Source organism: Paucilactobacillus vaccinostercus DSM 20634, assembly GCF_001436295.1.
Classification (GTDB): Bacteria; Bacillota; Bacilli; order Lactobacillales; family Lactobacillaceae; genus Paucilactobacillus; species Paucilactobacillus vaccinostercus.
This window is the reverse complement of sequence record NZ_AYYY01000005.1, coordinates 1-21,564: the sequence shown is the minus strand read 5'-3', so window position 1 is coordinate 21,564 and position 21,564 is coordinate 1. Positions and strand designations below refer to the sequence as shown.

Sequence of the window (21,564 nt, the reverse complement as noted above, 5' to 3'; positions counted from 1 at the left end):
AAACACGCCATAAACTAGGTCTGATAACAGGCGTAACAATTATTTAACCAAAAATCCCTCTAATTGTATGATAAATCAACAATTAGAGGGACTTGGTCAGGGAATGATTTAACTTAACCCTGCATTAATTCCTGGCCCTTATCGGCTTCAATTTGTTCAAGATCCTTGATCGCATTGTTAGTCAACTTTTGAACTTGGTCCTCAAGATCATGAAATTCATCATCATTGAAGTCCCCAGCTTTATTGCCCTTCTTCAGAGCATCCATTGCCTCACGACGAACATTTCGAACCGCAACTTTTGCTTTTTCAGTCTCAGCTTTAACGTCCTTGACTAATTCTTTACGACGCTCTTCAGTCAATTGCGGAATAACTAACCGGATTGCATTACCGTCGTTAGCAGGCGTCAATCCCAAGTCTGAAGCGAAAATTGCTTGTTCGATGGCTTCCAGCTGCGTTTTATCAAACGGTGTAATCAAAAGCATCCGTGGTTCTGGAATTGCAATTGATGCAACTTGGTTGACCGGTGTCTGTGCTCCATAATAGTCAACAGTAACACGGCTTAAAATACTAGCATTGGCACGTCCAGCACGAATGTTCCCTAAATCGCGTTGTAATGCTTCGCCAGACTTTTTCATTTTATCTTTTGCTTCCGACAAAATTTCCTTACTTGTTGTCATCTTGATCTCCTCCAACGGTTGTCCCGATTTTTTCACCACGGACTACACGCATAATGTTACCAGATTCGTTTAGGTTAAACACAACCAGCGGAATATCATTATCCATTGATAATGAACTGGCAGTCGAATCCATGACGTGTAAGTTCTTCTCAATGATATCAAAATGTGACAAACTTTCAAACTTAACTGCATTTTGGTCCTTATTCGGATCTGCTGAGTAAACACCGTCAACACCATTTTTAGCCATTAAGATTGCATCTGCATTAATTTCAGCCGCGCGTAATGCAGCGGTTGTATCAGTTGAAAAGTATGGACTTCCAGTTCCACCTGCAAAAATCACAATCCGATTTTTCTCCAAATGACGAACAGCTTTCCGGCGGATATATGGTTCTGCAATTTGACGCATCTCAATTGAAGTTTGAACACGAGTTGGAACACCAATTGATTCAAGACTGTCTTGCAGGGCAAGGGCGTTCATAATTGTTGCCAGCATACCGACATAATCTGCCTGGGCGCGTTCCATCCCCATTTGTGCACCAGCTTCACCACGCCACATGTTACCACCACCGACGACGATAGCAACCTGAACACCCATATCATGAACTTGTTTTAATTCTTCTGCAACAGTCTTAATCACTGGTGGATTGATTCCAAAGCCTTTGTCTCCGGCAAGTGCTTCACCACTCAACTTTAGGATTACTCTTTTGTACTTCATGTCACTCATTATGCAGTTCCTCCTACAGGATTACCTTGATGATCCATTATATTTCGCCAACACGCTTCAGAAAAAAAGACGTACAGACTGTACGTCTTCAGGCAAGATTAGTCTTTGATCTGACCCATAACTTCTTCAACAAAGTTATCAGCTTTCTTTTCGATTCCTTCGCCAACTTCGTAACGAACGAATGACTTCAACTTGCCACCCTTTGATTCAACATATTTTGCCACTGTTACATCTGGATCCTTAACAAATTCTTGGTCTGCCAAGCTAATCTCAGCAAGGAACTTGTTCAAACGACCAGTAACCATCTTTTCGATGATTTGTGCTGGCTTGCCTTCATTTTGTGCTTCAACAGTCAACACTTCACGTTCATGATCAAGACGATCTTGTGGGATATCTTCACGAGAAACAAATTCTGGATTAACAGCGGCAACATGCATTGCAACGTCTTTAGCAGTTGCTTCATCAGCGCCTTCAATAACAACTAACGCACCAATTCGACCACCCATATGCAAGTAGGCACCGAAGTTTTCGCTATCGCTCTTCTTCAATACTTCAAAGCGACGCAAGCTAACTTTTTCACCAGTTACCTGTGTTGTTTGAATCAAATCATCATTTAAGGTGCCATTTTCTGAAGGCAAAGCCAATGCAGCTTCAACGTCAGCAGGTGCTTCCGCAGCAATTTTAGCTGAAACCTTTTCGATTAAGTCCTTAAATTGGTCACCACCGGATACGAAGTCAGTTTCTGAGTTAACTTCCACGATTGCAGCAGTATTACCGTTAACTTTGATGTCAGTTAAGCCTTCTGCAGCCACGCGACCACTCTTCTTAGCAGCTTTGGCCATACCCTTTTCACGCAAAAAGTCAACGGCTTTTTCCATGTCGCCTTCGGTTGCGACAAGCGCCTTCTTTGCGTCCATCATACCGACACCAGTTTTTTTACGTAATTCCATTACTTGTGCTGCTTTAATTTCTGCCATTTTAATAATCTCCTTAGTTGGGTAAAGTTTGGTTTACAAAAAAAGGCGTTTCATGTTCTCAGGCCAATACGGTCCTAATCACAATGAAACAGCCTAAGTTTAACTATTAAATTAAATTACTTGCCTTCAACAGTCTTCTTTAGATCTTTCAATGATGCACCAGTTACTTCTGCAGGCTTTTCTTCCTTAGAAGCAGCTTCAGCAGCAGCCTGGTCGTCAGCACCTTGGTTACCTTCGATAACAGCATCTGCCATCTTTGCAGTAATCAAACGTACGGCACGAATTGCATCATCGTTTGAAGGAATGATTACATCGATATCATCAGGATCGGTGTTAGTATCAACCATTGCAACGATTGGAATGTTCAACTTTTGAGCTTCCTTAACGGCAATTTGTTCCTTATGTGGATCAACGATGAAGATCACATCTGGGATGCGAGGCATATCTTCGATACCACCAAGGAATCTTTCAAGCTTTTCACGTTGCTTGTTAAGAAGAGAAACTTCCTTCTTAGGAAGGACATCAAAACTACCGTCTTCTGCCATCTTCTTAAGATCTTTCAAACGCTTGATCCGTGTTTGAATTGTGTCCCAGTTAGTCAAAGTACCACCTAACCAACGATGGTTAACGTAGTATTGACCGGCACGAGTTGCTTCTTCAGCAATGGCGTCTTGTGCTTGTTTCTTAGTCCCAACAAACAAAACAACACCTTCGTCAGCAGCTTCATTCTTAACAAAGTTGTAAGCTGAGTCGATCATCTTGACTGTTTTTTGTAAATCAATGATATAAATACCATTACGTTCAGTAAAGATAAATGGCTTCATCTTTGGGTTCCAACGACGTGTTTGGTGTCCAAAATGAACACCAGCTTCTAATAATTGCTTCATGCTAATAACTGACATGAATATACCTCCAAATTGTTTTTTCCTCCCCGACGCTCGATTAAGCTAAGCACTCATTGAGCACAACTCAGCTCATCACACCGGGTGTGAATTGGCTTTAATCACCGCTAATTAGTATACAAAAAAGGCCCGCTTAACGCAAGCCTTTTTCCACAATTAATCCGTTGAAATTAGATTATCAGCGGTTCCTGTCTCAATTAATTGCCGATTATTATTTAAGCTGACCTCAACCATGTTTCGGACTGCAACATCGGTATAAAAAGCGGTATGTGGTGAAATCAAAACATTATCCCGACTAAACAGGTTATTGAACTCGGGGTAATCAATCTTTTGATCGCCCAAATTACGATTAAATACTTTAATTTCATCTTCCATCACATCCAAAGCAGCACCACCAATAATGCCACGATCAAGTCCATCAATTAACGCTTGTTCATCGATCAGCTGTCCCCGAGCAGCATTAAGAATAATCACACCAGGGTTCATTTTCGCAATTGCCGTCGCATCAATCATATGCTGTGTCGACGGAAATAGCGGAATATGCAGTGTGATGACCGTTGCTTGGCAGTACAACTCATCCAGTGTATCAACATAGAGCCCTTGCCGTTCCAATTCAGGATTATGAAACTTGTCATAGGCAATTACTTTTGCACCAAATCCCTGAAAAATTCGAATTGCACACTGGCCAATGTGCCCCGTACCAATCACACCAACTGTTTGTTGGTTCAGTTCTTTCGATATCTGTGGTGCCCAACGAAAATCATGTTTTTCAAATTTCTGTGTATATTCCTTTGTCCGACGAAGCAGTTGCATCAACTGGGTAACCGTAAACTCCGCAATTGCTTCGGGTGAATACACTGGTACATTGGTCAGTTTAATCCCTAATTTAGCCACTTGCTTTAGGTCAATATTGTCAACACCAACGTTTCTAAGTGATAAATTGTAGATTCCAATTTCAGTCATTCGCTGTAGCATCCGGTTCGAATAGGACAATTGTTGAAATGCAACTATCCCATCATATCCCCGAGCCTGATCAACGGTTTCTTCTGTTAATAGCTGATCTGTAAGTTGTACATCAATATGATTTTGTTCTTGCCACTGCTCAATAAATGGCCGTTCATCATCGCGAACACCATACATCATCATTTTCATCTGGTGGTACACCTCCAATTTAATTACTACTAGATAGTAACAGATCACTAAAATGAAAGCATTGAAAACGCATGACTAATTTCGATACTGTTGCCAATCAATCTGATGCTGAGCTAAGAACAGCTCCTTTGCCCTGCGTGATTGATGTTTAAAATAGTACTCGGCACTAAGGGCTGCTGATTTTGTATCAAAACGTTGCGAATATATTAGATGAAGTGGATGACGTTTTTTAACTCGTGTATACTTCGCACCACGCCGCTGTTGATGTGTTTCAAATCGCTTCATAACATCTGTAGAAAAGCCGCCATAAAAGGTATCGTCTGCACAATACAAAACATAAAAATAATAAGCTTGATTACCGTTTGCCATAGAGCATCTCTCTCACTTCTGGCCCATATTGATCATCATCTTGAGACACAATTAGCGGCGGTAAAATTTTAGTGCCACCCTTGCGTCCATCTTTAATTGCCTCAATCAAAACCATGTTAGCATTGCGACCCTGTTTGGGATAAACAAACCGAATTTGTTTTGGTGCCAAGCGATGAGCTGCTAGCGTAGATAAAATTTCTGGCAGTCGATCTGGCCGATGAACCAAGTACCCATGACCATTCATCTTTAGTAGTCCACTCATAATCTCAATGACCGTATCCAAATTAGTTGTCAATTCATGGCGCGCGATTGCCAAATACTGATTTGGATTTTTTTTGCTGGCTGGTTGATCCGTAAAATAGGGCGGATTGCAAACTACGATGTCTGCACTATCTTTGGGAACTTGACTGAATGTATCCGCAATGTCCATATTCAAAACTTGATAGCGATCCACTAATTGGTTCAATGCCACACTTCTTTTGGCCATATCAGCGAGTCGAGGCTGTAATTCGATTTCCGTAATTTGCCCACGAATTTTCTCATTCAAAAACAACCCCACCGCACCATTACCAGCACATAAGTCCACTACCCGTGTTTTTAGCTTTTGATCAGGCCGAACAAAATCAGCAAGCAATACCGCATCTAAAGAGAAAGAAAACACCTCTGGGCTCTGAATAATTTTAATATTTTGGCTGTATAGCTGGTCAACTCGCTCACCATCATGTACATAATTTTGTTCGTTTAGTTCCATAACTCGCACCTTTTTTCTGTTAAAGTAACTTGCAACTGAAGCTTTTTTTCTGCATACTTAGCAATGTGTCAAAAATACAACAGCACCAAAACTATTGTAGGAGTCTTGTATATGTTTTATTCTATTCTTCGCGTCATCGTCCGTGTTTTACTCTATATTGTTAATGGTAAGCCGCACTATTTAAACCGCGAAAATTTACCCGAGGGTAATTATATCTTAGTCGGGCCACATCGTACATGGTTCGATCCTGTCTACTATGCCTTAGCTGCTTCACCAAAAAAGTTCAGCTTCATGGCAAAACAGGAATTGTTTAAAAATCCCATTGTTCGTTTTATTTTGAAACACGTTAACGGCTATCCGGTTGATCGCGAAAATCCTGGGCCTTCTGTAATTAAGCGGCCAGTACGGCTGCTGAAAAATTCTGAACTTTCCACAATCATCTTCCCCAGCGGTTCACGCTATTCAGACCAGTTGAAAGGTGGCGCCGTCGTCATTGCAAAAATGGCAGGCGTCCCCTTGATTCCAACCGTCTACCAAGGACCGCTCACTTTTAAATCTCTATTCACACGTCAAAAAGTGACCGTTGCCTTTGGTCAACCCATTACAATTGACCGTAAAATGAAACTCAGTGATGATAATCAGCACCTAGTGGAACAACAAATGCAAGCTGCTTTTGATGCTCTCGACAAGCAAATCGATCCTAATTTTCAATATGTCATTCCTCAAAAGCACCAAAAATAACCTTTGTCATAAAAAAAGGGGCCGGAATTCCGGCCCTTTTTTTATTTACCTTTTTTTGATTGTGCTTGCATTGCCTGCATCATTTGGTGCAGTTTTTTATTGGAAGGTTTTTGTCCCATTTGAAGCATCATCGTCCGAAGCATGTCTTCATTAATGGGTGGATTGTTTTTCAGATAGTTTTCCATGTACTTACGTGCAATGAAAAAGCCAGCTACCAAACCGATGATCAATGCGATCACTACAATTAAAATCCAAACGCCGGTTGCCAAGTTGCATCCCCCTTTACTAATTCAATATATAATGTTACACAAAAAAGCTGCCATTGAAAAGAAAAACTTCACATTCAAGGCAATTTTCTTTAATCGTCACGCAATCCGCGATCACGTTGTATCTTTTTTACCTTCTCAGGGGTAACTTCTTTCCCCTCTTTATCGTACACCTGTAACATTTCAATATTACTTCTGAACGCTTCTCTGAAATTCGCCAAAAATTCAGCTCGTAGCTTCTTACGTTCAGCAGCTTCTTCGTCAGTTAACCCGACCGTTTTAGCCTTATGTGCCAGTTCATTAATCCTGTTACGAAGTGCAAATTCTTCTGGTGTTTCGCTCAATATCTCTCACCTCACTTGAAAATCCGTTGCTAAGCTTCTCCTATCATAATCAATCGTTGGCTACTGTTCAAGCCGGACGTTTAAAAAAGTTCAAAATAAGCGAACACACGTTTGAAACTTTGCTAAATGTATGCTACTCTAGTGTTATTAAAGCTATTTAGGGGTGTCGAAATGTCAAAAACTGGCGAAAGCAAACAAATGGCGGTGCTTCGATTCATTCATGATCGGGTTACCGCACAGGGATATCCACCGACGGTTCGTGAAATTTGTGCGGCCGTTGATTTATCATCTACTTCCACAGTCCACGGTCATATTAACCGTCTCATAAAGAAAGGGTTTCTTCAGAAAGATCCGACCAAGCCACGGGCACTAGAAATTACACCTGATGGATTAAACGAACTTGGTGTTTCAAAACATCAGGAGCAAATTCCTCTGCTTGGTGTCGTCACAGCTGGCGAACCGATTTTGGCCGTTGAAGATGCTACAGATTATTTTCCGCTGCCACCCACAATGAACGAGGAAGACGAGCTTTTCATGCTAACAATTCGTGGAGAAAGTATGATCAATGCTGGTATTTTAAATGGTGATAAAGTAATTGTTCGAAAACAATCTAGCGCTAACAACGGTGAAATTGTTATCGCAATGAATGAAGATAACGAAGCAACTTGCAAACGATTCTACAAGGAAGCAGACCATTATCGACTACAACCAGAAAATGATACAATGGCTCCGATTATTCTAAATCAAGTCTCAATTTTGGGACAAGTGGTTGGTCTATATCGTGATGAGATATACTAAACAAATACATAAAAAGCAGTTAACACAATTGTTAACTGCTTTTTATTATTGAATTAAGTAAACTCGCTTTTGATCTTGCTGCCCCTGCAACACGTATTTTTCATGATCCTGTGACAAATCTAAAAATACATTTTTCGAATTATAACCAATCTGCGCACGGAATAGCCGTTCATATTCCGGCACTGACACTTGCTTCCTTGCCATAATCAGTTTTTCAACATCAGCCTGTCGAACCATTTCTTTAAAATCAGCCTGTAATATCCCGGTGAAAAATTCCCCCTGCGCACCAGAACCATAGCTAAACAATCCAATTCGATCACCGGATTGTAAATTATGACTACGGGTCAACAATGACAACAGTGCTAAATACAAAGATCCCGTATATAAGTTACCCACCTGGCGACTCAACGCTTGACTTGCAGCCAATTGCGTTCTCATGAGAACACTATGCGGATCATTTTGATCACCTAATATCGCATCAAGAGCTTTCTTTCCCATCTTAGTGAATGGCAAATGAAAAATCATGGCTGCCATATCACTAAGTGTTTGATCAGTAAGTGTTTGATATCTTTCCCAAGTTTTTTGAAAAAAGTCAATATACACGCTAGTTGAATATTTACCGTCAACGAGTGCCTCACTCGCATAAAGTGGCCGCCAAAAATCCATGACGTCCTCCGAATAGGGCACGCTAGGCCCATCAATTGCTAGCACTCTCGGCTCGGCTGAAATCATCATCGCAATCGCACCACCGCCCTGCGTTACCTCACCAGAGGTTTCGAGACCATAGCGTGCGATATCTGCAGCAATGATTAGAACCTTCTCGTCCGGATTGAGACTAATCAATCCTCGGGCAAACTGCAACGCAGCCGTACCAGAATAGCATGCTTCCTTTACTTCAACCGCACGCACAAATGGGTCTAACTGCAGCAACTCTTTCACATAAATCGCCGCCGCCTTTGAATTATCAATTCCAGACTCCGTCGCTACAATAATAGTTGAAATTTGTTTGCGATCTTCGTCAGTCAAAATTCGATCCGCAGCATTAGCACCCATTGTCACAATATCTTGAGTTGGTGGGATAACTGCTTGCTTTTCCTGACCAATTCCGATCAAATACTTGTTTGGATCAACTCCACGTGCCTGTGCTAATTCGGTTAAATCTAAATATAGCGGCGTCGTGTAAAAACCAATCTTATCAATTCCAATTTTCATTCATTAAATCCTCTATTAACATGACATCTCGCCGTATAGGGCCAGGCTCTATTTCATCTGTTCAATTTTTTCCAATAGTTGTTTATTAACCAATGGTGGTAGATAGTCTGATACGTCTTTACCTTCTTTGGCATACTTTCGGATCAGAGTGCTTGAAACATGCTGATACTTGGGATCAGTGAGCATAAAAACCGTTTCTACCCGACTGTCCAAGTGCACATTCATTGAAGCAACATCTCGTTCACGCTGAAAATCAGTCGTATTCCGAAGACCACGAATTAAATATTGTGCACCAATCCGATCCATTAGTTTAACATTTAACTCATTAGCCGTAATCACCGTGATATTGTCATATGGTGACATCAAGTATTTGACTTGTTCAACCCGCTCGTCAACACTGAATATTGTTTCTTGGTCAATTCGAGTATTAACAACCACTGCCAACTCGTCAAACAATTGACTTCCACGCTTAATAATATCCAAATGCCCACGTGTTAACGGGTCAAACCCTCCCGGAAAAATTGCTACTTTCATCATAACCTACACGCCCCCACCATTCATTTCGAGTCAACGCTTATTGGGTTTATTATATCACACGTCCCATATTGTCATGATGTTTAATTCACACTGGCATAGTCACCATAAAATTTCAATTTACGGATTCAAAACCATTTTACAATTTTCAATATGGTCATTCGTATCGGCATACAGATACAATAAAGGACGTTATATGTATACTACAATTATTTAATTTGTATATTACATAATTCTGGTATACCAGCAATCGTTAAGCTGATCTTTTCAATTATCCATGATTCTCAATTAATATTTTATTGAGTATTTTGACACTGATCTCAAAGAACCAATTTGATAAAATAGATTATATTTTACTGTCCATTCAAACTGAATACTCACCCATATCAATAACTATATAATTTCGGTTATAATTCGCTGACCCAAAAAAATTATCTCGCTTTCAAATGTGTTAACTTAGTTGAAAAAATTATCCAAAATCTACCTGAAACATTTTTCAACATACATTAACCGCCCATTTACGAATTTCTATCGATCCGCGTACATCACTTAGACATGCTTGATTATGCTACAAAGCCACGGCCCACAGATGAAGTCATGACTATTTAAACCTGAATAGAAAAACAACAGAAAAAACGCCGCACGTACCGAGAACCATTTGGTTAACGTAAGTGAGGCGTTTATTATCAAATCAATTAAGGAGAGTACAGGTATTGCAGTACCATGTTAACTATTTTTAATACCTGTTAGAATGCTGATATATCAACGATTATAGAATAGCAGGCATTCATGATTTAGTATAGTTTTTAAGTAATTAGTAACTGCAATGGTAGTCAATTATCCAGCTTGGCGGGGCATGATTCCATACATCAATCAACGGTGTATGGTATTTTTTTTGCCTAAATTTATTGTATCATGGATGCCTTTACGCCCAAAACGATAATAAGTAAATAAAGGTAACTCATTGCTCTACTGATTATCTTCATATTGGCAATATTTCAGGTTTTTACAGGTTCTCACCGAATACGGGGTAAAGTCGTAGCTGATTTTTAAGCCACCAAACGTCTAGGGAACTTAGCAAATCTTAGTGTGCAACGTTCCTAATGAACCTTAACAAATCTGACTATTTCTGACGTTGCGTGATTAATGACTAACCCCATACTACTACGATTTACCCCATTTTTGTGTGCAACACGTTCCTTTATTTTTGTGTGCAATGTGACTAATGAAAACTCACTATTCTTACTTGCCGATTAGGGTTTACAGCACTGAACAATTACGCAATAAGCGGAACCGTGGTTGCACTTGTTGTATCAACATTTATTCCATCATTTTCCAATAAAAAAAGGCCGTCAATTGTTCACTTTTGTTAACCTTACGAGGATGATTTAGGTCGTATTCTCGATACTCAATTTTGCCCTCAATACCTTTATTCAAGGGGTATCCATTTTAGGGCTCCCCCTGCCTATCAGATAAATGTTATTTTTCCGCAGTCGAGTCCTACCCACCGGTTCCCATTTCAAATTTACGGCCAAACCTTTTCAGACACGGGGGTAAATAAAAAGCGCCTAGCATCTAGACGCTTTCCGACTCCGTTTATTAATTGCCAGCACATCACCAAACTTATCTAAGAAGTTCATGCTTTTAATTGCTTCCGCATGGTACTTGCGCGTTTGTCCATAACTGTACCCTACCGCTTCCGCCACCTCTTCCAGTGTCATGCCTTTACAGTGGTGCAAATAAACAATCTGGCTAATTGTATCATCAAATGTGTTTACCAATTCATCTAGCTGGGATAGTAGTTCTTTATCCTCATCAATTTGCCTTTGAAGTTCTGTAATAGTTTCCTCGAGGTGAGACGACTTAGAATGCTCGTTAGTCTCCACATGCTGCAAGTCTCCATCTTCCCACCGTGACAATTCTAACTTAGTCCGTCGTAAATTCCATTCAAGCAGTCTAATCTCCTGTTGAACATTTAAATACTGCTCCAGCCATTCATACGTACTTCTTAACTTCTTTGCCATCACGGACACCGCCTAGTATAATTAGTGTGTTGAGTAATAAGAGCTGGTGCCATTAGTTTAATAGTCTTTTTTGAAGCAAGCGGGCGGATTCCTGTTTGCTTTTTTCTATTGTTTTTGATCAAAATAAGTCATGCAAGATTCACAAACTAGCTAACACGGCTCTAACCGTTGCCACTAGTGGCATTAAGTCCATTATCTTCACTTCAAAAAGGCGCCAAAGCTTAACATTTCTTTACATTTTCACAATACCAATTACGTATCACCCACCTAACCCCCTTGAATGCCATTCTAACGCTTGCTAGGTCGTATATACATAAGTGTCAAACGTCCCACAAAGTTGGGCTAAATTGGGCCACTATCTGCCACCTTGTGAATGCTCTAGCTGTTTCATGCCTGATGATGATATATGGCTAACGTAGGCCACGGAATAACCCAACCGGCTGGCAATTTCTTTTATCATCAAGCCATCAATGAACCGCATGATTAATACTTGCCGTTGCTTGGAATTGTCCACCACATTAATAGCGTCCATAACTGCCGTTCTCGCTGTCTGTGTTCTCTTCTCAAGGCGTTTAATCCGTGTTTGGTAGTCTTCTAGTTCCTGTTGGTCAAAGCGTTGTTTGAAGTTGTATATGCCTGTGTAGTCGGTCGCTGCTATCTTATCTCGGAGCTGTTGCATGTTATTGGTGACACGGTTTAATTTCCGTACTTCACTTTGATAGCTTTGTAGGTTCAAGTACTCATCCCCGTTCATGATAACTTTACCCTAATATTATCACCAAATAAAAAGACACCTCCATAATTGGGGATGCCATCTAATCTAATATCTCTGTTTGATCTGCTTGCCACACTGACCACATACATAGCAACGGTACTTGCTACCGTTCAGCTTCATTACTCCAGTGTACTGATAATCATGTCTGCCGATTAAACATAGCAATTTATTCAAAGTCTGCACGGTGTTTCACCTCAATACCTTGGCTTTCAAAGAACTTTACAGTAGGGTCACCATTGCCTTTAAGCTGGCTCATATCAGATAACACACTCATGAACCGAACTACAAACATCATTACATCATGGTTCATATAGTCCCACAAAAAATCGAATGCTTGCCCCTCTGCTGTCCCTATTTGTCTATCCATGCCATGCTCTCTCATTACGTCCATAGTGGTGTAGTAGTCCTTGCTTTCCCATTTGTGACCATCATACTTCTTATCAATCGGGAATATCTGCATTAGTTTTCTAGGTGTGATCGTATCAATAGCCATCAATACCAAATCAAAGGAATTAAAAGTGTGTTCTAGTTTCAATGGATTAAATACATAGCCACTTCCTAAATACTTAATCCCGTAATAAATCAGCTTGCTAGTTTCTAGTTCTTTACTGCTTGCTACATCCATACAACGATAAAAGCCATCTTCATAGCACTTTAATTTGAGTTCACTTCTGATCGTTCTTAGTATTGTCTTACTGTCGATTGATTCAGATAGTGGCTGTCCTAACTCATCAATGAAACCATGTTGCACCATGATTTTATAAATACCACTCTTTCTAACTGGTTGCCCTTGATACTTTCCAGTTCGATACATCATGTTATGAATGTTTTCTACGATTGCCGGGTAGATAATTGTTTGCTTCATGCTTTGCCTCTTTTCTTTCTTTAGCGGAAATTTCTTTCTTTTCCGCTCCTGATCTTTGTTTGCTGTTAACTCTGATATTGATCACCCAACTAAGTTAGTTCTCTGGTGGTTCAGTGGTTTTCACTCCAGTTAGATGTTCGCTCTAGTCTGTTGGTCTCATCTCATTAAATTACTAACAGAAAAAAGCAGGATTCATTTTGTGTAATTACCATTACACGTTAAAGTTTTTTCTTTCTTGTTGTGCAGTGCAAACTGCACGTTAAATATACTTGTTATATTAGTACTTATTAGCTGTCCCCATAACGAACGTTCGTAAAAGGGACACTCGTACACTGTTACTGGTGGAAATGCTTATATATCAACGTTTCATGTATTTTACTATTTGAATTACATCATATCCCAATCAACCCCATTATCATCTAGGATACCTATGTAATCTTCACCAATATCATGCATTTTTAACACGTCATATAGTTCACTATCAGATCTTTCTAACTGGTCTCGTTCTAAATCATCCATACTTAACAAATCGCTTTTAATCCACCCATCAACGGTTGAAATGATATAGCCTATTGGATTAGGTTGCTTGTGTATTGACTTGATAAAAGCTACTTTCATCATTCTACTGGTTTCTTTTTCTGTACTGCCAGAATACTGATAGCCATGTATTTTTATTTCATGATTCAATCTACCGGCTAAATTAAACAGTGCCGTCCTATCTTGATCGCTCATATCACATAACGGGGATTCTGAAATAAAATAATCAAAGTCTATTCTGAACAATGATGAAATTGTATAGATTGTTGCGTTGCCATTAGCTGTATCACTAATTGAACGTTGTGGCTCTACTTCCGTGCTTTCTTCGTTCTTGCTGCTATTAGTACTTGTTTGAGCCAGTGACGAGGATACTTCTTTGATATCCCAATCATAATCATAATGCCCTTTGTTCCCATTGGTTTTAGTAATGCTTAGCAATCCATACTCTTTAAGTTCTTTGATCGCTTTATCAAATGGCTTTCTACTCATATTTAAACGTGCCATTAATTGTTGGCTGTGTGGCTTCCAATCATCACGATTACTTAGGAGTGTCCACATAACAACCTTTGCGTTATTTGATAAATCACTATCTAAAATTGTATTGTCAATTACTGTGTAAGGGTGCCCCCTATCATGTGGCGCGCGGTGTATTGTCATGCTTCCATCTCCGTATAGTTATTTGTTTAGTGATTCATTAACAATCCACTCGTTATAAAATTGGCCGCCTTTTCGTGTATGATTGATAATTAAATAGCCGGCTTGTTCTAGTTCCTTGCGTGCATTAGTAAACGCAATTCGCTTCGCATTAGTTGCTTGCATAACTTCTTTTTGATTGCTGAAAGTTGTATCTGTACGTAGCAGTGTGACTAATAATCCCAATGCTGGCATTGATAAGCCACTATTAAACATGGCGTTATTGATCGTAGTTGATGTATTACTATCGTCATGATTCACTCTGTTAATTTTCATTTATTCCGTCTCCTCACTTTCATGAATCAGCCTGAATTGAATTAGTCCCACTGCTTGAAGCTCAACCACGGTTGTTTCAAGGGCCTTTAGTGAGAGACCCGTTCTCTTTGAGATATTGCTAGTCCTACTGTCAATTGTTCCCATTAGTGCATTAAGTACGTTTAGTGAACGATCGTAATCCTGGCATTTACATAATGCAGATTCAATAAATGCTTCGTTTACGTGATGTTCATGAAATACTTGTTTACCCAATTCAAAATATAGTATGCTATTCAATGTAAAAATCCTTTCGTTAACAAAATATCGAGAGACTAGCACACTTCTTAGACCGGCCAAAGTTTAGGGGAGTGTGTTTTTTTGTGTTGTTTTTCATTGTGCTAGTCCTCGTGGCTGGCATATTTCAACATATCGTATGCTGTTTGCCGTTGCTCTTGTGTGCTGTTAGGGTCGTTGATAATGTCGTTTGCTTCTGCTCTAATTACATATTCATCAACCGCCCATCCTTTGCCATCTATCCAAGTAAAATGGTTGTCTGCATAATCTGCATACATCGGGTTGTCTTGCTTAAACGTTTCTAGTGACTTGGGTTGATAGGTACCATCATCGAGACGGGTGTATGTGTCAACTAGTCCCTCATCAAGTGCCATTTGTGTTGGTTGTCCATATTTATCTAACATGCCTGATTTAACCAGCTTCTTATATAGCTTCGCTTTGGTAATTTGAACGCCTTGCGATTTCATAATTTGATAACTGTGCTCAACTAAATCTGGATAGATAATATTATTCTCATTCATTGCGTTATTCTCCTCTTTCTGTGTCTTCTGGGGATGCTGGCATGGTTTCCATTCGTACAAAGCCTAATCCCATCAACCAATCAATAGCGCTGTATATCTCATGACTATCTAAGCCACTAGCAGTCATCAATTCATGAAACGTCATGGCCTTTTTGCCTAGCGTGTTTAGTACTATCTGTTCAGATATTGGCATTTTGCTAACTGCCTGCTCATCTTCAATTTTGTACTCATCAATAAAGTACAATCCGGTTAGTTTCATTGTGCTTTCTCCTTAATTGAATAGGTTGCCAATTCCAGTCTTACCAATGCCATAGCCAGTGCCACCACATACAGCAATAACTAAAGCCGCCTTAAATATCCATGCTAGTACATACATATAATTCACCTCGCTTTCTATACTTCACAGATAAGCCAGTATAAGGCGCTGTGAGCGTTGAACCTGATTAGGTAGAAATACCCTTGAATCACTTTAAAATCTCGTAGGCTTACGTTTGCTAGTGTAATTTCAGCCTTAAAATTGATCTTATTTGCTATGTGTCCCACTTACTGGAATTAGCCCCGCCACAGTGCTATCCGTTTTAAATGCTGTGTGCTTCCATAAATTCGATAATGTCTTGCTTACGAACCCGTGTGATACCGTCGATCATAGTAGCTTTCAAGCCGTGCGTTCTAATCAATTTATCTAACGTCACCCGTGAAACAGATAGATATTCACATGCTTCACCTAGCTTCATATACTCCGGTAACGTCTTAGACTCACCGGCTTTTTTGTATGCTTCCACCGCTGTCGTAAACATCAACTTACGGATTGCTTCGTTAAAGTCTGCTGGTAGTTCTAATGAAATTGTATTTGCCATGCCATCTCATCCCCTTTACTGTGCTGTTACTGGTAGTTTGAGTGTCGTTTGATAGATAACACCTTTACCAGTTAGAACGGCCTTAACTTGACTGTAATCCATTCCTAATTCAATCAGTGTCGTTACTTGTGCTTCTCGTTTGCTGACCGCCTTTAGTTCATCAGCAGTTAAGAAGTTACGTACCACAGCTTTAGGCTTTGCCCCTCGTGCTTTGCGTAATTGACTGGCGTTATATCCTATTGCTGTTTTGTAAACCAACCTCGTGAAGTTTCCATAGTCATGTGGTGAGTTCAGCACGTCGCTTTGCTTGATTGCGTCGGTCAATTCTAGTCGATCGACCTTACCAATTCCACGGAATAACTGTCGTTGTAACAGTTCCTGCTTCATGGCAAAGAACTGGCGGACAAGCTCTTTCTTAAATCGTCGTACCTGTTTCGTATTGTCCAGGTAAGTAATTAATAACGTGGCTTGTTCTTCGTTCAATTGGTACACCTTGTGAGGACGTCCACCCTTTGAACCTTTAGCAGGTTTAGCACGATTAAAGTGCAAAACCCCAAATTCTTCTAAATCACTTTTATACTGATTAATCCGATTATTGACTGTCTTAATTCCGTTACCTGAATACTTAGCAATTACTTCCGCTGTAGTAAATGGCTCATCAAAGATATTCATAGTCTCGGTAAATACTAAATCATTTGTCATTGGCTAGTTCTCCTTTGCTGTGTACTCGTCAATAATCCAATCATTGATACGTTTGAATGTAGCTGAATTTACATGAACGTGGCCTTGCTTCAAAATACTGCTCAAGGTCCAACGACTTACGCCGGTTTCCTTTTCCAAACCAATCAAGGTTAAATCTAATTCACCGCGTTTGCGTTTCATTGCTCGTACTTGTTGTTGCGTTAATTCCATTTCGTTTCACCTCATTTCCCTATCACAGGGAATAATATATTCCCTATTTAAGGGAAAGTCAACACTCTTTTTCCCTTAAATCAGGAAAAACTATTGTATTTCGCTATTTTAACGGGTATTCTAGTGGCACGGAGGTTATAAAAATGAATAGAATTAAAGAACTTCGTAAAGAAAAAAACGTGACTCTAATTGACCTAGGCAAGCAGTTGAACATTCCTAAATCAAGCCTAAGTAGATATGAACGTGGCGACGTTGAACCAAAACATGAAACTTGGCAACAACTAGCAGACTTCTTCAAAGTCCCGATTGATTACTTACAGGGCTATTCTAATGACCGCGTTGGCTGGCACTTGTGGGAAGAAGCAACGGGTTATAATCGTGAAACCATTGAAGCTGAAATACTAGAATTGCTTGATTCTGGACGATTGAATAAAGATGATGATTTACAAAAGCAAATTGGCAAAGCAATTGAATTTCTTGATAATCGAGGTAAAACAGATGAAAATGCCGTTGAGGAAGCCAGACGAGGCTTGCACCAATTAAGTCATAGGATTCATGATGATTTTTATATTGACCCTAATAAAATTGATCCTAATTCTTTTTGGCATGGGGTTAGAATTAGGCATATAGATGATGATGAATACGACGGATCGCTTTATTACGATGATATGGATAAAGAAGTTTATGATGAAATTAGTAAAATCATTGAAGAAGCATATGTGAAATTATCCAAATACATGACTAGTCATAAATTCAATAATAGGTACATTCGTTACCGTAATCCGGCAAACGTCGAACTAGGTAAATATCTTACAGATGATTCAGACACTCCCCAAACAAAAGGAAAGACCAATGAAAAAGAGAATAAGGATAAAGACGCATAGAATGCTGTACCGTGACTTTAGGGAGCAAACAAAGTTACAAACAGGCGTTAAAGTGTTGGCTTCTGGCACTGACTGATACCCTATCAAATAACGACGGTTCAGTTAGTCATACAGTCCATTCACTGCCTAGCCGCTCATTGCCTACTCGCCTAGCTTCCTACTCATCCCCTATAACCAGCTTTCGTGTCGGTAATCACACGTATTACATTGATAACAGCATTTCAGCAGACAAACGCCGTGAATACATCAAACAAGCCCAACGACTACGCAAATAGAGCAACCGTTAGCACTGAAGAGGTTCTGGGGGGTGTTAAAACGACACCCCCTAACAGGGTCGATTATTTCGACTCTGTCAACAAGGGCACGAATTGCCACAAGTGGCAAATAAAAAAGGCTACCCACTGAATGAGTAACCTTGATGGATTCAATATTATTAGATGCTGTCTGGGGATGCCTACCAACCTTATATCAACTTATCTGATAAGCTCGTTTAAGCTCTGCACCGGTTGAACTACATGACAAATTGTCAGATAGCTACAAGCCCGATTATTTCGGTTCAGTCAAGGTACAAGGTTAGGATTTCTAACCTCGTTCTTAAACACCAAGGTTCAAATAGTCACCTGGTAGCTAGGTCGATTATTTCGACTTACCTATCGTGTCACGTTCCTAGTCGTTCTGAACGACCTCAACCATGATATTAATTTCAATCAAATTACATACTAGTCCAATACATATCCATGCCCCGCCACAGTGCTGAATATGAAAGGATGTGTAATTATGGCTGTATTCAGTCAATATGAATTAAAGAATGGTACTAAAAAATGGCAATTTAAAACTTATCTAGGCATCAACCCTAAGACAGGCAAACCAGATAGGACTACCCGTAGAGGATTCGACACGAAAAAAGAAGCTAAAACCGTTCTAGCGCGGTTAGAAGCTTCTTACAAAAATGGGGACTATAAACCAAAAGGACGCAAAGAAGAACCTTCTGGGAATGATTTAACGACGTTCAGGGCGGTGTTTGAGCTTTGGAAAGAGAACTACGAGTTAACTGTTAAAGAAAGTACTTTCTGCAAGGCTATCAGCCAATATGAGGTTCACACGTTGCCGGTGTTTGGTGATAAGCGGATGGATGAAATTACAATTGCCGATATTCAACGCTTTGCAAATGATAACGTTAAAAAGTTCGTGAAGTATCGTGACTTCATTACTGATATTTCTAGGATATTTGAATATGCCATCAATCTAGGACTTATCAAGGACAATCCAGCTCAACACGTTACCATCCCCAAACGCAAAGAGTCATTAGATGAACCCAAACGCCAAAACTACTACACCAAGGACGAACTTAAACAGTTCCTTGAATTGACCAAAGAACAACAGACGCAAAAGGCGTACACATTCATGAAGCTGTCGTCTGCGTCCGGATGCCGTCAAGGTGAACTTCTAGGGCTTGAATGGCAACATGTGGACTTTGAGAGCAATTCTATTAGTATCGTTCAAACGTTGGCCATGGGTAAAGGTCGGCGTTTATACCTTGAGCAGCCTAAAACTAAGCATTCAAAGCGAACTATTAGTATTGACCCTGAAACTATGGGAATACTTAAACGATGGAAAGTGCAACAGTCTAAGGACATGCTCAAGCTAGGCTATAGCACTCTGAACAAGCATCAACTAGTATTCAGTAACGATCACAACAGGTTTTTACAGCTTACCGTTCCTCGTAAATGGTTAACGAAAACTATCACCGATAACCACCTACGAGTAATTACAATTCACGGTCTACGACACACCCACGCCACTTTATTACTAGAAGCTGGGTTAAGCCCTAAAATTATTAGTGAGCGTTTGGGTCATGCCAGTATACAAATCACGCTAGATTTATATTCACACGTTACCGACAAAATGGAAAAAACAGCGTCTGAATTGTTTGCAAAAGTGATGGATTAATATCAAATGGTAGTCAAAATGGTAGTCAATGAACAAAAAAGAACGTTCTAAATACTGTAACCCCTGATAGGTCAACACTTAGAACGTTTCAAACTCAAATATTAAAGGAGAGTACAGGATTTGAACCTGCGCGCCGGTATTAGCCGGTTCGCCGGATTTCGAGTCCGGTGCATTACCACTCTGCCAACTCTCCACAACAGGTATCATTATATCAACTGATTACCAATTGGTAAAGGTGTTTACACCGCTAAATTAAATTTTTTCTGTTTTTATGACTAACACACAAGAAATTAACATTAACATAACCAACACAACGTACACCACGTTTTGGATATTTCCTACCGGATTCGCAGCAAACGCCATGCCGTACAACGATGGACCAAACGCGGACATCAAATAGCCACCTGATTGTGCCATCCCAGATAATCTGGCCGTTTCATAGGGTGAATTTGTTTTAACCGCAAACATTGTCATTGCAGTCATAAAAAAGAACCCGATCGCAATTCCCAGTAAAAAACTTTCCAGCATCCAAAACAGCATTGAGGACGTATTCTGCCAAAATAACATGCAACTGGCCGTTAGTCCACTCATACCGGCCCCTATCGTCAACACAATTAATACTCGGTTAGTAGCCGTTGTTAACAGGTTAGGTAGCACAATTGAAAGTGGTAGGCCAATCAATGCAAAGCAGGCCATAATCAGGCCAGAGTTACCAGCACTGACATGATGGTACTGCATTAGTGACGGCATCCACGCTGTGAATGTATAGCTTAACGTCGCCTGACCACCAAACGTTAATAAAAATGGCCATGCCCGTCGATTGCGCCACAGTTTAGCGGATTGCGTCTTTGTTGTTTGCCATTGTTTTGAACGATCAACCCTAATTTTTTCATCAACAAAGCGATAAATCATCCCCCACCCAAGCAACGCAATTACAGGTGTCAACAGGAGAATCCCCATCATCATCTTCCAACCAAATACTCTTGAAACCGGCGCCGTGATTAAATTAAAAACGGTATTACCAAAAATCATTGCAAAGGAATACATCGTCGTGTACAGCCCGATCTTGTGTGGAAAATAGGCTGTTACCATCGATGGCATAAAAACATTTAAGTGAGCAATACCAATTCCAATCAACACGGTCCCCAGAATCATCGTTGGCATTGTCATCACGAGTCTGAGAAGAGACCCGGTCACAATAGTCCCCAATGCCATCAGGAGGGCCTTCTTGAGTCCAAAATAGGCCATTGGTTTTGCTGCAAAGTTAGATAGCAACATGAACATGACCAATGGTAATGTTGTTAAAATGCCTAAGCTACTCTGGTTCACATTCAATGCTGTCGCTAACTTTCCTAAAAAAAGCGGTGGTGTTGTGATTGGTGCCCGCATGATGAATCCGATTAAAAGAATAACGACTAACATTGCCGCTCCCATTATTTTAGTTTTCTTCATCCACAAAGCATCTCCTCTTTTTAATTAAGTACAATTCAGTCGTAACGTAAGCACGTAATAACAGACCGGCAAAATTAATTGAGCCATCACCTCGAATT

The 21,564-nt window shown here is 40.1% G+C and carries 26 protein-coding genes and 1 tRNA gene; 4 read left to right on the top strand and 23 right to left on the bottom strand.

The annotated features are described in order from the left end of the window. Positions 1-113: 113 nt before the first annotated feature. The 7 genes from frr to FC26_RS00795 form a co-directional block, all read right to left on the bottom strand. A complete protein-coding gene (gene frr, locus FC26_RS00825; RefSeq protein WP_057777152.1) occupies positions 114-677 on the bottom strand; it encodes a ribosome recycling factor in 564 nt (187 codons plus the stop codon). Continuing rightward, positions 664-1,401, bottom strand: coding sequence for a UMP kinase (gene pyrH, locus FC26_RS00820; protein ID WP_057777151.1), 738 nt, complete (start codon positions 1,399-1,401; stop codon positions 664-666). The genes frr and pyrH overlap by 14 nt, the downstream gene beginning before the upstream one ends. Positions 1,402-1,499: 98 nt before the next feature. Further along, on the bottom strand, positions 1,500-2,378 hold the full coding sequence (tsf, locus tag FC26_RS00815) for a translation elongation factor Ts (RefSeq protein WP_057777150.1): 879 nt from the start codon (positions 2,376-2,378) through the stop codon (positions 1,500-1,502). Between the two features lie 116 nt (positions 2,379-2,494). Further along, positions 2,495-3,280 carry a 30S ribosomal protein S2 gene (gene rpsB / locus FC26_RS00810; protein ID WP_057777149.1) on the bottom strand — a complete coding sequence of 262 codons (786 nt, stop codon included), beginning with the start codon at positions 3,278-3,280 and terminating at the stop codon, positions 2,495-2,497. A gap of 156 nt (positions 3,281-3,436) precedes the next feature. Continuing rightward, positions 3,437-4,432 carry a D-2-hydroxyacid dehydrogenase gene (locus FC26_RS00805; protein ID WP_057777148.1) on the bottom strand — a complete coding sequence of 332 codons (996 nt, stop codon included), beginning with the start codon at positions 4,430-4,432 and terminating at the stop codon, positions 3,437-3,439. Between the two features lie 75 nt (positions 4,433-4,507). Continuing rightward, positions 4,508-4,801, bottom strand: coding sequence for a GIY-YIG nuclease family protein (locus FC26_RS00800; RefSeq protein ID WP_057777147.1), 294 nt, complete (start codon positions 4,799-4,801; stop codon positions 4,508-4,510). Further along, on the bottom strand, positions 4,788-5,552 hold the full coding sequence (locus FC26_RS00795; RefSeq protein WP_057777146.1) for a tRNA1(Val) (adenine(37)-N6)-methyltransferase: 765 nt from the start codon (positions 5,550-5,552) through the stop codon (positions 4,788-4,790). Before FC26_RS00795 ends, FC26_RS00800 begins: the two co-directional genes overlap by 14 nt. 111 nt (positions 5,553-5,663) lie before the next feature. Here FC26_RS00795 and FC26_RS00790 point away from each other — a divergent pair, with 111 nt between their 5' ends. Further along, entirely contained in the window at positions 5,664-6,293 is a 630-nt protein-coding gene (locus FC26_RS00790; RefSeq protein WP_057777145.1) for a lysophospholipid acyltransferase family protein, read from the top strand. Positions 6,294-6,334: 41 nt separating this feature from the next. On the opposite strand, the gene FC26_RS00785 is transcribed toward FC26_RS00790, so the two are convergent. Both FC26_RS00785 and FC26_RS00780 read right to left on the bottom strand, forming a co-directional pair. Then, entirely contained in the window at positions 6,335-6,562 is a 228-nt protein-coding gene (locus FC26_RS00785; protein WP_057777144.1) for a YneF family protein, read from the bottom strand. Positions 6,563-6,651: 89 nt separating this feature from the next. After that, entirely contained in the window at positions 6,652-6,903 is a 252-nt protein-coding gene (locus FC26_RS00780; RefSeq protein ID WP_057777143.1) for a DUF896 domain-containing protein, read from the bottom strand. 171 nt (positions 6,904-7,074) lie between these two features. Here FC26_RS00780 and lexA point away from each other — a divergent pair, with 171 nt between their 5' ends. Further along, positions 7,075-7,701, top strand: coding sequence for a transcriptional repressor LexA (lexA, locus tag FC26_RS00775; RefSeq protein WP_057777142.1), 627 nt, complete (start codon positions 7,075-7,077; stop codon positions 7,699-7,701). 45 nt (positions 7,702-7,746) lie between these two features. Here the strand turns inward: lexA and FC26_RS00770 are convergent, their stop codons facing one another. The 12 genes from FC26_RS00770 to FC26_RS00710 form a co-directional block, all read right to left on the bottom strand. Further along, the gene (locus tag FC26_RS00770) at positions 7,747-8,913 is read right to left on the bottom strand and encodes a hydroxymethylglutaryl-CoA synthase (protein WP_057777141.1); all 1,167 of its coding nucleotides are present in this window, start codon (positions 8,911-8,913) and stop codon (positions 7,747-7,749) included. 48 nt (positions 8,914-8,961) lie between these two features. Beyond that, the gene (coaD, locus tag FC26_RS00765; RefSeq protein ID WP_057777346.1) at positions 8,962-9,447 is read right to left on the bottom strand and encodes a pantetheine-phosphate adenylyltransferase; all 486 of its coding nucleotides are present in this window, start codon (positions 9,445-9,447) and stop codon (positions 8,962-8,964) included. Positions 9,448-11,015: 1,568 nt separating this feature from the next. Then, a complete protein-coding gene (locus tag FC26_RS00760) occupies positions 11,016-11,471 on the bottom strand; it encodes a sigma-70 RNA polymerase sigma factor region 4 domain-containing protein (RefSeq protein WP_057777140.1) in 456 nt (151 codons plus the stop codon). A 355-nt stretch (positions 11,472-11,826) separates the two neighbouring features. After that, the gene (locus FC26_RS00755) at positions 11,827-12,225 is read right to left on the bottom strand and encodes a sigma factor-like helix-turn-helix DNA-binding protein (RefSeq protein WP_057777139.1); all 399 of its coding nucleotides are present in this window, start codon (positions 12,223-12,225) and stop codon (positions 11,827-11,829) included. A 187-nt stretch (positions 12,226-12,412) separates the two neighbouring features. Beyond that, complete coding sequence (locus FC26_RS00750; protein ID WP_057777138.1) at positions 12,413-13,111, bottom strand: hypothetical protein; 699 nt, start codon at positions 13,109-13,111, stop codon at positions 12,413-12,415. A gap of 387 nt (positions 13,112-13,498) precedes the next feature. Next, positions 13,499-14,305, bottom strand: a complete 807-nt coding sequence (locus tag FC26_RS00745) for a hypothetical protein (protein ID WP_057777137.1) — start codon at positions 14,303-14,305, stop codon at positions 13,499-13,501. A gap of 18 nt (positions 14,306-14,323) precedes the next feature. Beyond that, positions 14,324-14,617, bottom strand: coding sequence for a hypothetical protein (locus tag FC26_RS00740; protein ID WP_057777136.1), 294 nt, complete (start codon positions 14,615-14,617; stop codon positions 14,324-14,326). Positions 14,618-14,994: 377 nt separating this feature from the next. Then, entirely contained in the window at positions 14,995-15,411 is a 417-nt protein-coding gene (locus FC26_RS00730) for a hypothetical protein (protein WP_057777134.1), read from the bottom strand. Positions 15,412-15,415: 4 nt separating this feature from the next. Further along, on the bottom strand, positions 15,416-15,670 hold the full coding sequence (locus FC26_RS00725; RefSeq protein ID WP_057777133.1) for a hypothetical protein: 255 nt from the start codon (positions 15,668-15,670) through the stop codon (positions 15,416-15,418). Positions 15,671-15,989: 319 nt separating this feature from the next. Continuing rightward, positions 15,990-16,268, bottom strand: coding sequence for a helix-turn-helix domain-containing protein (locus FC26_RS00720; protein WP_057777132.1), 279 nt, complete (start codon positions 16,266-16,268; stop codon positions 15,990-15,992). Positions 16,269-16,283: 15 nt separating this feature from the next. Next, positions 16,284-16,970 carry a Rha family transcriptional regulator gene (locus FC26_RS00715; RefSeq protein ID WP_057777131.1) on the bottom strand — a complete coding sequence of 229 codons (687 nt, stop codon included), beginning with the start codon at positions 16,968-16,970 and terminating at the stop codon, positions 16,284-16,286. Between the two features lie 3 nt (positions 16,971-16,973). Next, positions 16,974-17,180 (bottom strand): transcriptional regulator, encoded by a 207-nt coding sequence (locus FC26_RS00710; RefSeq protein WP_057777130.1) that lies wholly within the window; start codon positions 17,178-17,180, stop codon positions 16,974-16,976. Between the two features lie 143 nt (positions 17,181-17,323). Here FC26_RS00710 and FC26_RS00705 point away from each other — a divergent pair, with 143 nt between their 5' ends. Further along, entirely contained in the window at positions 17,324-18,064 is a 741-nt protein-coding gene (locus FC26_RS00705) for a helix-turn-helix domain-containing protein (protein ID WP_057777129.1), read from the top strand. 777 nt (positions 18,065-18,841) lie between these two features. Further along, entirely contained in the window at positions 18,842-20,014 is a 1,173-nt protein-coding gene (locus FC26_RS00700) for a site-specific integrase (protein WP_057777128.1), read from the top strand. Between the two features lie 105 nt (positions 20,015-20,119). Here the strand turns inward: FC26_RS00700 and FC26_RS00695 are convergent. Both FC26_RS00695 and FC26_RS00690 read right to left on the bottom strand, forming a co-directional pair. Beyond that, positions 20,120-20,207, bottom strand: a tRNA-Ser gene (locus FC26_RS00695). Between the two features lie 59 nt (positions 20,208-20,266). Then, positions 20,267-21,466 carry an MFS transporter gene (locus FC26_RS00690; protein WP_057777127.1) on the bottom strand — a complete coding sequence of 400 codons (1,200 nt, stop codon included), beginning with the start codon at positions 21,464-21,466 and terminating at the stop codon, positions 20,267-20,269. Positions 21,467-21,564 lie beyond the last annotated feature (98 nt).

Excerpts from the sequence above, each read along its gene's own strand:
- frr (WP_057777152.1), bottom strand. The coding sequence starts at position 677 with ATGACAACAAGTAAGGAAATTTTGTCGGAAGCAAAAGATAAAATGAAA.
- pyrH (WP_057777151.1), bottom strand. The coding sequence starts at position 1,401 with ATGAGTGACATGAAGTACAAAAGAGTAATCCTAAAGTTGAGTGGTGAA.
- tsf (WP_057777150.1), bottom strand. The coding sequence starts at position 2,378 with ATGGCAGAAATTAAAGCAGCACAAGTAATGGAATTACGTAAAAAAACT.
- rpsB (WP_057777149.1), bottom strand. The coding sequence starts at position 3,280 with ATGTCAGTTATTAGCATGAAGCAATTATTAGAAGCTGGTGTTCATTTT.
- FC26_RS00805 (WP_057777148.1), bottom strand. The coding sequence starts at position 4,432 with ATGAAAATGATGATGTATGGTGTTCGCGATGATGAACGGCCATTTATT.
- FC26_RS00800 (WP_057777147.1), bottom strand. The coding sequence starts at position 4,801 with ATGGCAAACGGTAATCAAGCTTATTATTTTTATGTTTTGTATTGTGCA.
- FC26_RS00795 (WP_057777146.1), bottom strand. The coding sequence starts at position 5,552 with ATGGAACTAAACGAACAAAATTATGTACATGATGGTGAGCGAGTTGAC.
- FC26_RS00790 (WP_057777145.1), top strand. The coding sequence starts at position 5,664 with ATGTTTTATTCTATTCTTCGCGTCATCGTCCGTGTTTTACTCTATATT.
- lexA (WP_057777142.1), top strand. The coding sequence starts at position 7,075 with ATGTCAAAAACTGGCGAAAGCAAACAAATGGCGGTGCTTCGATTCATT.
- FC26_RS00770 (WP_057777141.1), bottom strand. The coding sequence starts at position 8,913 with ATGAAAATTGGAATTGATAAGATTGGTTTTTACACGACGCCGCTATAT.
- coaD (WP_057777346.1), bottom strand. The coding sequence starts at position 9,447 with ATGAAAGTAGCAATTTTTCCGGGAGGGTTTGACCCGTTAACACGTGGG.
- FC26_RS00760 (WP_057777140.1), bottom strand. The coding sequence starts at position 11,471 with ATGGCAAAGAAGTTAAGAAGTACGTATGAATGGCTGGAGCAGTATTTA.
- FC26_RS00755 (WP_057777139.1), bottom strand. The coding sequence starts at position 12,225 with ATGAACGGGGATGAGTACTTGAACCTACAAAGCTATCAAAGTGAAGTA.
- FC26_RS00750 (WP_057777138.1), bottom strand. The coding sequence starts at position 13,111 with ATGAAGCAAACAATTATCTACCCGGCAATCGTAGAAAACATTCATAAC.
- FC26_RS00745 (WP_057777137.1), bottom strand. The coding sequence starts at position 14,305 with ATGACAATACACCGCGCGCCACATGATAGGGGGCACCCTTACACAGTA.
- FC26_RS00740 (WP_057777136.1), bottom strand. The coding sequence starts at position 14,617 with ATGAAAATTAACAGAGTGAATCATGACGATAGTAATACATCAACTACG.
- FC26_RS00730 (WP_057777134.1), bottom strand. The coding sequence starts at position 15,411 with ATGAATGAGAATAATATTATCTATCCAGATTTAGTTGAGCACAGTTAT.
- FC26_RS00725 (WP_057777133.1), bottom strand. The coding sequence starts at position 15,670 with ATGAAACTAACCGGATTGTACTTTATTGATGAGTACAAAATTGAAGAT.
- FC26_RS00720 (WP_057777132.1), bottom strand. The coding sequence starts at position 16,268 with ATGGCAAATACAATTTCATTAGAACTACCAGCAGACTTTAACGAAGCA.
- FC26_RS00715 (WP_057777131.1), bottom strand. The coding sequence starts at position 16,970 with ATGACAAATGATTTAGTATTTACCGAGACTATGAATATCTTTGATGAG.
- FC26_RS00710 (WP_057777130.1), bottom strand. The coding sequence starts at position 17,180 with ATGGAATTAACGCAACAACAAGTACGAGCAATGAAACGCAAACGCGGT.
- FC26_RS00705 (WP_057777129.1), top strand. The coding sequence starts at position 17,324 with ATGAATAGAATTAAAGAACTTCGTAAAGAAAAAAACGTGACTCTAATT.
- FC26_RS00700 (WP_057777128.1), top strand. The coding sequence starts at position 18,842 with ATGGCTGTATTCAGTCAATATGAATTAAAGAATGGTACTAAAAAATGG.
- FC26_RS00690 (WP_057777127.1), bottom strand. The coding sequence starts at position 21,466 with ATGAAGAAAACTAAAATAATGGGAGCGGCAATGTTAGTCGTTATTCTT.